General features: G+C 59.4%; 2 protein-coding genes. Both read right to left on the minus strand.

All coding sequences use genetic code 11. The features are described from left to right. Nucleotides 1-703 precede the first annotated feature (703 nt). On the minus strand, nucleotides 704-1402 hold the full coding sequence (locus tag IEW22_RS19680) for a DUF3558 domain-containing protein (RefSeq protein ID WP_188589063.1): 699 nt from the start codon (nucleotides 1400-1402) through the stop codon (nucleotides 704-706). 101 nt (nucleotides 1403-1503) lie between these two features. Further along, entirely contained in the window at nucleotides 1504-2154 is a 651-nt protein-coding gene (locus IEW22_RS19685) for an HNH endonuclease signature motif containing protein (RefSeq protein WP_188589065.1), read from the minus strand. Nucleotides 2155-2345 lie beyond the last annotated feature (191 nt).

Raw genomic sequence — 2345 nt, forward strand, 5'->3', positions numbered from 1 at the left:
CAGCATCGCCATCACGCAGGCCCAGAGCGGGAGCCGGAGAATTCGCCATAGCCGAGTATCTCAAACCCCCAACCATTAACTAACTAACGACACGAGATACTAGGTGCGGCCCAATCGGAACGTCGGACTGGGAGACATGGACTCGTGATTGGTGGATAAGCTGATCGACGTTTTGTGATGTCATTGCTGGGGTCACTCCCCAAAGTTGAGCATTCTCACCTGTAGGGTCTGACGCAGAGAAGGAGCACCCTTGCAGTAAGCTTCTGGTACCCGCGCTGAGTGCGTTTCTCCCAAGCTTCGGGTCGATTCCTGCCTTGATCAACGCGCTGTCAGGAAACCGTGGACAGATATTCGGCAGCGAGTCCGCATACGGTGAGTGTTCACCGTCGATCGTGGCGGTCACCGTCGACAAGTCCTTCGTGGAGTTGACGTTCAACGGATCATCCTCAGACAACTGCGGAGACTCACTCGCCGAGACGGTCGTGGTGGTCCCGGCACCGGTCACCACAGATGACGCACTCCCACCGGTAGACGACGAGCACCCCCCGACCAGCATCACCACAGCCACAACCACACCCGACACCAACACCCACGGCCTTACCCCCATCACGAACAAACACCGTACACAGCACAACAAACCATCGCCCCGACGTTCACCTGAACAAATGAACGTGTGGCGGGCTGTCGTTCACCGCCATTCATCTCATCTCCGACGGCCGGGACGGGACGGGATATAGGGGTACAGCACACGCGCGATGTCAACTACTTTCGCGCATGGATCATTCGGGTACCAAGTGTTTCCGCTGTAATTGAGCATGACCGCACCGAAGAACGTTCCCCACGCGGCTTCGCAGTCGAGCGCCGTATCACCGTCCGAGTGGTAAACAAATTCTGAATGCGGACCAATAGCGACGTTCGACTTGACGACATGGATTCGTGATTGGTTGATAAGTTCATCAATATTATTTGAGGTGATGCCAATGGCTACCCCCCATAGTTGGGGATTCTGCCCGGAGGGGTCCGACGCCGTTAGTTCACAACTCTGCAGTAAACTCGTGGTCCTTCCGCTGAACGGGTTTAGACCGAGAGAGGGATCAATTCCCGCCTTGACCAACGCGCCGTCAGGAAACCGCGGACAGATGTTCGGCAACCGGTACAGATACGGCGAGTCCGCACCATCGATCGTGGCGGTCACCGTCGACAAGTCCTTCGTGGAGTTGACGTTCAACGGATCATCCTCAGACAACTGCGGAGACTCACTCGCCGAAACGGTCGTGGTGGTCCCGGCACCGGTCACCCCAGATGACGCGCTCCCGCTCGAGGACGACGAGCATCCCCCGACCAGCATCACCACCGCCACAACCACACCCGACACCAGCACCCACGGCCTTACCCCCATCACGAACAAACACCGTACACAGCACAACAAACACCCACCCCGACGTTCACCCGAACAACCGACAGCCGGCTCGGGGTGGCCATCGACTCACACGCCGGAGGCGATCAGAACGGTGGCCGATCCTCGATGGTGCGCCGAGCTTCCTGCTCCCCTTTGCCTTCAAGGGCTTTGCGGTTGCGTTCTCGTTCCTGGCGTCGGCGGGCGTGTGTGTCTGCCAGGCGTGGTCGGCGTCTGGTCGGTGACTCTGGGGTGTTCGGTTGTGGTGGTGGATGTTTCGGCGGTTGCGGGTTGGTGAAGGTGATGTCCCGCAGCGTTGGGAACAGGTCATCACCGGATTCGGCATAACCGTGGATGGTTGCGCCGTTGGGGGTGTAGAAGATTTGGTGGGCTTTGCCGTTGGCATCGATGTACTGATCATCGAGGAACACACCATCGGTCTTCATCTGGTGATGCATCCGACACTTGGTCGCCAGCCCGACCGCCGTGGTCTGGCCACCGGCTGCGGGATTGTCGTGATCGTATTCGTGCACGTGATCGAGATCGCCGGCGAACGCGTGCTTGTCGCAGCCGGGCACGGTGCAGTAGCCGTCCCGGATACGAATGAACAAGTTCATCGCCCTGCTGGGCCGGTACGGGTCCGACGGCAGATGCGGGCGCAGGGCTTTGCCCTTGGGGTTGACCGGTCTGATGACCGCTCCGGCGCGTTGGGCCAACTCCCGCACATAGTCGCCGGAGATCACGCCATAGCCAGCCATGAAACCCACACCCGAGTGACGCGGAGAATAGGCTCGCTTGGTCGTGGACTCGGTTGTGCGCTTGGGTTCGGGCCCTTCGGCCGAGTCAGGGAGCGTGTCAGATGGTTTGTGTGAGGTAGCGGTGCTCCTGACTGAAAGCCGAGACACTGATGACTGTGGTGGACAAGAAACTCGAGCGTGACCAACGTCGC

It is taken from the genome of Gordonia jinhuaensis (assembly GCF_014639795.1).
Taxonomy (GTDB): domain Bacteria; phylum Actinomycetota; class Actinomycetes; order Mycobacteriales; family Mycobacteriaceae; genus Gordonia_B; species Gordonia_B jinhuaensis.

What these genes read in the sequence shown, in the direction of transcription:
- IEW22_RS19685 (WP_188589065.1), bottom strand. Translation starts at nt 2,154, where the DNA reads ATGGCTGGCTATGGCGTGATCTCCGGCGACTATGTGCGGGAGTTGGCC.